Origin of the sequence: Azospirillum brasilense, assembly GCF_008365405.1 — a bacterium.
Taxonomy (GTDB): Bacteria; Pseudomonadota; Alphaproteobacteria; order Azospirillales; family Azospirillaceae; genus Azospirillum; species Azospirillum brasilense_D.
On the sequence record NZ_QOKV01000052.1, the window covers coordinates 1 to 6863 of the forward strand.

Sequence of the window (6863 nt, forward strand, 5' to 3'; positions counted from 1 at the left end):
GTCACGCTCGACCGCCAGACCGCAGCCGACTGGATGGGGCGGGTGGCGTGGTGGCTGTCCCCACTGTGGGAGCGCCTGCTCACCGACGTGCTGGCCTCGCCCAAGCTGTTCGTCGACGACACCTACCCTTCATCCCGCGTGCACAGCCGCTATGAGCGCCGGCTGGCCGATCTGCCATGGCAAGGCCGGCCGGTGATCCTTCGCCTCCAGGCGCGCCGGTTCCTATGCCGAGAGGCCGGTTGCCCGAAGCGCACCTTCGCCGAGCGCCTACCCGGGATCGCGCAACCTTCCGCTCGCCGCTCCGAGCGCCTCGTCGACATTCAGCGCCACATTGCCCTTCGTCACGCCCGCTACGCGGGGGTCCGACGGTTGGCGGACGCCGGCGCCACGATCAGCGCGATCGCCCGAAACTGCGCCCTGGATCGCAAGACGGTGCGTGCTTGGCTGCGCGTTGGTGGCCCCGGCACCTGGGCGCGCCCGCCGAGTGGCGTAGGAATCCTCGCGCCGGACCTTGAGCACCTGGAGCACCGCTGGGCCGAAGGTCAGCGAAACGCCACCGCGCTGTGGCGCGAGATTGGCGGCCAGGGTTTCACCGGCGGCCGATCAACGGTGCGGGCGTGGGCCACGAGCCGGCGCCGGACGTCTCCGGACGCCGGCCCCTCGAAGGCCGACACATGGTTTCTTCGACGGCATCACCTTGCCACCGATTCAAAAAGGTGGAAGGGCCGTCCACCACATCAGCTTACTGCTTCGGAGACGAACCCTCCTCGCGGCTTTAGCATTACAGTTGCGCCTTTCGCCGGTGGGCCTCGTTGGCGATAGCCTGATGGCATCGCCTCCAGGTTGACCACGCGATGACGACGGCTGGCTCGATCCGCCGCCGAGTTAGGCGGTCGGCAACACGACGGATCTCCTGCATCGACCAACGGACCATGGAAGGGGTTCTTTCCTCGCAGTTTTTGGGGGCGTGGCGAGGGCATCGGCCTTATGGCGGACCACCGCCAGCAAGGCGAAGGCGAGCATCACCAGCGAGACGTGCCGGTGCCAGCCGTGCCAACTCCGCGTCTCGTTGTGGTCCAGCCCCAGTTCATTCTTGGCCGTCTCAAAAGCGTCCTCGATCGACCAGCGTTGCCCTTCGACACGGACCAGCATGTCCACCGGCGTGCCGTGCCGGCACCAGGTCGTGAAGAAGGCCAACTCTCCGTCCGTGGGGCGCCGGCGCACCAGCAGCCCGCGCGTCCAGAGGCCCAGGCCGGGCGGCGCCCCGACCATCTCGGGATCGAGATCGGCCAGTTCCAGGTAGGCCCAGTCGTAGAGCCGTGGCCCCTTGGTGCCATTGCCCGCCGACAAGCGAGCCCAGTTCTCCGCCGGCACCGCCTGGGCGATCTCCTCGGCGGTACCGGATACCGACAGGGTCAGGCTCCAGGAGTTGAAGTGATGGCTGCCGGTGACGCCGAGCACATAGCCTTTGCCGGCACGGCGCAACGCCATCTCCAACTCGCCGACGCCATAGACGCTGTCGGCCGCCACCCAGGCGAAAGGCACCTCGGCGTCGATCGCCCGGCGCACCATGGCCGCGGCGATAGCCGGCTTGGTGGTGAAGCGCACGTCCTCGGGCACGTGGGCCTTGGCGAGGCGGTCCGGGTTGCCCGTCCAGTCCTTGGGCAGGTAAAGCCGGCGGTCGATGAAGGCGTGGCCCTTGGACGAGGCGTAGGCGGCGAAGACGCCGATCTGGCAGTTGGTGATCTTGCCCGCCGAGCCGGTGTACTGGCGCCCGACGCCGCAGGACGCCGTGCCCTGCTTGAGGAAGCCGGTTTCGTCGATGACCAGCGTGGCGTCGGGCTCAGCTAGGGCAGCAAGCGCGTAGTTGCGGACCACGTCGCGCAACGCGTCGGCATCCCAGGAGGTACGACCGAGCACCGCCTGCTGACGCCAGGGTCCCGTATCACCTGCGGCTTCGGCGCGCATCCACCCGGTCTTGCGCCGCTCCGGCCCAAGCAGCCCATCCAGGAACGCGCCGGCTGATGCCGCTGTGCCGGACTGCAAGAACAGGGGCCGGAGCCGGGCCTTGGCTCCCCGCAGCTCCTCTGACCATAGCCCCAACAGGTCCTCGACCGCGACACCGGACATGGCGACCTCCCAAAGCCTGCTCAACAGGCGGGAGGCCGATCCATCGCAACTGTAATGTTAGAGCGCCTAACAAAACGGGGATTGGGCTGTTGGGAGGGGCATGGCTGCACCTCTCGTCTCCGATGCCCTGTGATCGTGCCCCTGAGCGTGGTGTAGGAGTTGGGTCGCTCATTTGGTCTCCGGCTGGTCTGGCCGGGATTGTCAGGCAGCCACGTCGGGCAGGCTGACGAGGGGATCATCGCCGAGCGGGGCGATGGTTTCCAGCGTCATATAGCGCGCCCTCTGGACAGCCCATTCGTCGTTCTGCTCCAACAGGATCGCACCGATGAGGCGGGTAATGACCGCCTCGACAATGTTGCCAATTATCGCCCGCTGGGCACGTTCCACCGAAAGGGCGTTCGCCGCCCCCTTCCGATGACGGCGGCGGTATGCGGAAGACAACGTTGACGTGATCGCCATCGATCTCGATCCGGCGGACCATGGCCCGAATGATCTCGCGCGTGCCGGTCCAGTCCAATTCATCCAAGCTCTGGTGGACTTTGGCAGCGAAGTCCTCAAGGCAGCCAAGGATCAGTGCCAAGTTGCTCTCCACCTCGGCGTCTTCGGCGACTTTGCGCCGCTCCTCTTCGAGGCGAGACAAGCGCTGCTTCATGCCGCCGATGCGCGGTTCAAACTCGGCGCGATCGATCATCCCCTCCGCATAGCCGTCGATGAGCCGGCCGATGCCGCGGCGTAGGCTGGTGATCTGATGATCGAGCCCGGCAAGGGCATCGGTGCCACGCGGGCGATCACGCACCTCCGCAAGTCGCCGCTCGTATTCTTGGGCCAGACGCTGCGGGTCTTCGAGGACGGCCCGGATCTCATCCCACACGGCCTGTTCGAGACGGTCGCTGCGAACGGATCGGTTGTGGCAGATCGCCTGCCCGGCGAAGCGATGCGCATCGGTTCCAGGGCAGCGGTAGTAGCCGTAATCGGCCGGTTTCTGGCCGCCGACGGTGCCTCGCGCCATCTTGCCATAGAACGCGTACCCGCACTGCCGGCAGACCACCAATCCCTGCAACAACCACCCCGGTCGCCGGCGGCGTTCCCGGCGTCGGCGACGGTTCTCATCGAGCTGCGTCTGCGCCGCCTCGAACACCACGGGATCCACCAGAGGCGGCATCGGAATCTCGATCCACTCCTCGCGCGGCGTGGGAACGCGCGAGTTGGGATGGCGCGGCGGGTGCAGGTGCCCGCGCAGTGGCCGCAGCCGCGGCGCCGCCTGGACAAAATGCGAGCGGCCGAACACCGCCCGCCCAATGTAGGCGGTGTTGCGCAGCATCAGGGCGACTGTCGTGGCATCCCAGTGGGTCTTGCCGGTGCTGGTCGGCACACCGGTCTCATGCAACCGGCGGCAAACCTCCCGCAGGCTCAGGCGATCCAGGCCGATCCAGGCAAACATCAGGCGCACCCAGCGGGCCTCGTCCGCAACCACTTCGACGCGCGCCATCCCACCACCGTCGTCCTTGGTGATGTAGCGATAGCCGAACGGGACCTTGCCCAGGGCGCTGACCAGCCCGCTGCGGGCGGCGTGCCGACGTCCGCGTCGGCTGCGTTCCAGGATCTTGGCGTGCTCGTACTCGGCGATCATTCCCTGGACCTGGAGCAGGAGATCGTCTTCCGCACTGGTACCGATGGGACGATTGACGAAAACGATCTCGACGCCGGCCCGGCGGAACTCCTCGATGAGAAGCACCTGGTAGGCGTAGCGGCGCGCGAGACGGTCCGGGGCATGGACGTAGACCTGATCGATCACGCCGGCCGCCACGGCATCGCGCAGGCGCTCCAGAGCCGGCCGCAGGAGCGTGGTTCCGCTGTAGCCGTCATCCACGAACTCGTTGGCGGGATCCATCACCAGCCCCGCGGCGGCGATCCGCTCCCGCAGAACGGCGAGTTGGCTAGCGATTGTGTTGCTGTGGGTCTGCTGTTCACTGGAGACCCGCGCGTACAGGGCAATCTGGGGCTCAGACATGCTCACCCCTCCGTTTCATCGACTCGACGACGGCGTCGGCATCCTGGTTCGGGACGTGCCGCACTCGACGGCGGGCGATCGGCACCAGATGGGTGTAGGCGTCGATCAGACACTGGGTGCTGATGCGCGTCGTCTCGAACGACACCTGGATCGTTAAGGGGACGGTTGCGCTGCGCCGGGCCATCGGCGCCTCCTTCGGCAGGCGCCCTCAGATCGGGCTGCCAACGAAGGTTCAACGGAATGCGGCCAAATCCCTCTCGGTAGCGGGGGCGCAAACGTTTGCGATCAATCGCAACCGCCCATTCGAAGTCCAATTTGGCAACATTGTCGAGGCGGTCATCGCCTCCTCGTTCGGAAATATGCCGACAACCTCGGTGCGCCGCTTGATCTCGCCGTTGAGACGTTCAATCGGGTTGGTCGAGTGGAGCTTGGCCCGATGCTCCTTGGGAAAGGTCATGTAGGCCAGCACGTCTTCTTCCGCCTCGTCCATCAGGGTGGCCAGCTTCGGCAGCTTGGTCCGTACTTGATCGGCCACTTGCCGCCACTGCGTTCGGGCAGATGCCGCATCGTCCTGCGCGAAGGCGGTGGCGATGAAGGCCGCCACGACACGGCGCCCGCTCTTGCCGGCATGAGCAAGGGCGGTCCTGGAGAAATGCACGATCCGAACGCAATCGACCGAATCCACTTCACGGCCACGCTGGCGTTTGCTTGGCCGCACCTTGCCAAACCGCGCCACCGTCGCCGGTGACCGCCGTGGCGGTCTGTTGGGCGGACACCTCCACCACCGAGATGCCCGCCCATGCCGCGCCATCGACACCCCCCGACGCCAGCGACCTGGGCCATCCGCTCCGTCTTCGTCCGAACCCGCGACGGGCCGGATCGGCTGGCTGACACCTACCGCCGTCTTCTCGTCCCCATCGCGACATCACGGCCGGCGGCGACTGCCGGCCCGGCCGAGGGAGAAGCATCATGCATGCCGCCGTCTATGCCCGCGTCTCCACCGAACGCCAGGAGCGCCAGCAGACCATCGACAGCCAGCTCGTCGCCCTGCGCGCCTGGGCCGAGGCCAACGGCCACGACCTGAACGACAGCCATGTCTTCCGCGATGAAGGCTACAGCGGCGCCCGGCTCGATCGGCCGGGGCTGGATGCCTTGCGCGATGCGGTGCGCGATGGCGAGGTCGACATCGTCGCCGTCCTGGCCCCGGATCGCTTGGCGCGGCGCTACGCCTACCAGGTTCTGCTCCTCGAGGAATTCCGCCGGGTCGGCTGCGCCGTCGCTTTCCTCAACCGCGCGATCACCGACGATCCCGGCGACCAGCTCCTCCTTCAGATCCAGGGCGCCGTCGCCGAGTACGAACGCGCCCTCCTCGGGGAGCGGTTCCGCCGCGGCAAACTTCAGAAGGCCCGCGCCGGCCAGATCGTCGGCACCCACCCACCTTACGGGTACCGTTACCTGCCGCGTCAGGAGAAGGCGGCCGGCCAGTGGGTCATCGATGACGCCGAGGCCGAAACCGTGCGCCTGCTCTACGCCTGGCTGGTGGAGGAGCGCATGACCCTGCGCCAGCTTCTCAAGCGCCTGAACTTCGGGCCCTGGTTCCCCCGCTGCGGCCGGCACCCCTGGTCGCCGTCGACGGTCCACCACATCCTGTCCGATCCCGTCTACACCGGCACTGCCTACGCCAACCGCTACGAATTCGTCGCGGCGAAAAAGCCGCGCCCCCGCAAGCCAACCTATTCCGGCGTCGGGTGCCGTCGGCTGCGGCCGAAGGACCAGTGGATCCTGATCGCGGTGCCCGCCCTCATCGATCAGGAGACGTGGGACCGCGCCCAGGCCCAACTCGCCCGCAACGCCACCTTGTCGTTCCGCAACAACAGCAAGCATGACTACCTTCTGCGGTGTCTGCTGACCTGCGGCGCTTGCGGCTTGTCCATGCATGGCACAACCCGGTCGGCGGGAAAGCGGGCCGAACGCCTCTACTACCGCTGCGCCGGCAAGGATTGCGTGGAAACCGCTCGGGCGCAGCCGTGTCCCCGCGCCAACGTCGCCGCGCCGGACATCGAGCGGGCCGTGTGGGAGCATGTCCGCGGTCTGCTGGAAGACCCGGAGCGGCTGGTGGCTCAGTTCCATCAGTTCGCCGGCGATGCCGAGCATACCGCCGCCCACGAGCAGCAAGCCGAACAGCGGATCGTGGCACGCCTCGCCGGGTTGGCGCGCGCCGACCAGCGTTTGCTCGATGCCTACCAGGCCGACGTCATCAGTCTGGACGAACTGACCGAACGGCGCGGACAGATCGTCGCGCAACGACGTGCGCTCGACCGCCAGTTGGAACAGCAACGCGCCCTACGCGGTCAGCGCGCCAAGGCGCAGGAGGTCGTCACCGACCTGACGGCGTTCTGCGAGCGCATTCGGGGCCGGTTGGCGGACGCCTCGTTCGCCGACAAGCAGGCGATCTTGCAACTCATCATCGAGCGCATCATCGTTCATGACGACAGCTTGGAGATCCGCCATGTCATCCCGCTGCACGACCCGCCGCCGGGGCGCGAACCGGTGCCGACGGCCGGGGCGAATGGTGGATTGCGTTCGGATGGTGTGCACCCGGCAGCGTTGCCACGTCGCCTGGAAAACACGGGTGACGGCGGCCTTGATGCCGCCATGGGCGTCGGAGATCACCAGCTTGACGCCGTTCAGCCCCCGGCGTTTCAGCTTGCGCAGAAACTCG

3 protein-coding genes and 5 pseudogenes are annotated in these 6863 nt (G+C 67.2%); 2 read left to right on the forward strand and 6 right to left on the reverse strand.

The window, feature by feature from the left end; genetic code table 11:
- Window positions 1-822: transposase family protein (locus tag DS837_RS33400; RefSeq protein ID WP_149168349.1), on the forward strand; the 822-nt coding region annotated here is incomplete at its 5' end.
- 63 nt (window positions 823-885) lie between these two features.
- Here DS837_RS33400 and DS837_RS31475 read toward each other — a convergent pair.
- From DS837_RS31475 to DS837_RS31490, 5 genes and pseudogenes are all read right to left on the reverse strand, one after another.
- Window positions 886-2130 carry an IS701 family transposase gene (locus tag DS837_RS31475; protein ID WP_149168353.1) on the reverse strand — a complete coding sequence of 415 codons (1245 nt, stop codon included), beginning with the start codon at window positions 2128-2130 and terminating at the stop codon, window positions 886-888.
- Window positions 2131-2331: 201 nt separating this feature from the next.
- Window positions 2332-2478 (reverse strand): annotated as a pseudogene (locus DS837_RS32945) (IS256 family transposase); the annotation flags it as partial.
- A 517-nt stretch (window positions 2479-2995) separates the two neighbouring features.
- Window positions 2996-4141: pseudogene (locus DS837_RS32950) on the reverse strand (recombinase family protein); the annotation flags it as partial.
- Window positions 4134-4325, reverse strand: coding sequence for a hypothetical protein (locus tag DS837_RS31485; protein ID WP_149168351.1), 192 nt, complete (start codon window positions 4323-4325; stop codon window positions 4134-4136). The gene DS837_RS31485 and the pseudogene DS837_RS32950, both read right to left, overlap by 8 nt.
- Before the next feature lie 153 nt (window positions 4326-4478).
- Window positions 4479-4799, reverse strand: a pseudogene (locus tag DS837_RS31490) (transposase); the annotation flags it as partial.
- A 311-nt stretch (window positions 4800-5110) separates the two neighbouring features.
- On the opposite strand from DS837_RS31490, the pseudogene DS837_RS32955 reads away from it, so the two are divergent.
- Window positions 5111-6169, forward strand: a pseudogene (locus DS837_RS32955) (recombinase family protein); the annotation flags it as partial.
- Window positions 6170-6664: 495 nt separating this feature from the next.
- Here the strand turns inward: DS837_RS32955 and DS837_RS32960 are convergent.
- A pseudogene (locus DS837_RS32960) lies at window positions 6665-6863 on the reverse strand (transposase); the annotation flags it as partial.

Excerpts from the sequence above, each read along its gene's own strand:
- DS837_RS31485 (WP_149168351.1), bottom strand. The coding sequence starts at position 4,325 with ATGGCCCGGCGCAGCGCAACCGTCCCCTTAACGATCCAGGTGTCGTTC.
- DS837_RS31475 (WP_149168353.1), bottom strand. The coding sequence starts at position 2,130 with ATGTCCGGTGTCGCGGTCGAGGACCTGTTGGGGCTATGGTCAGAGGAG.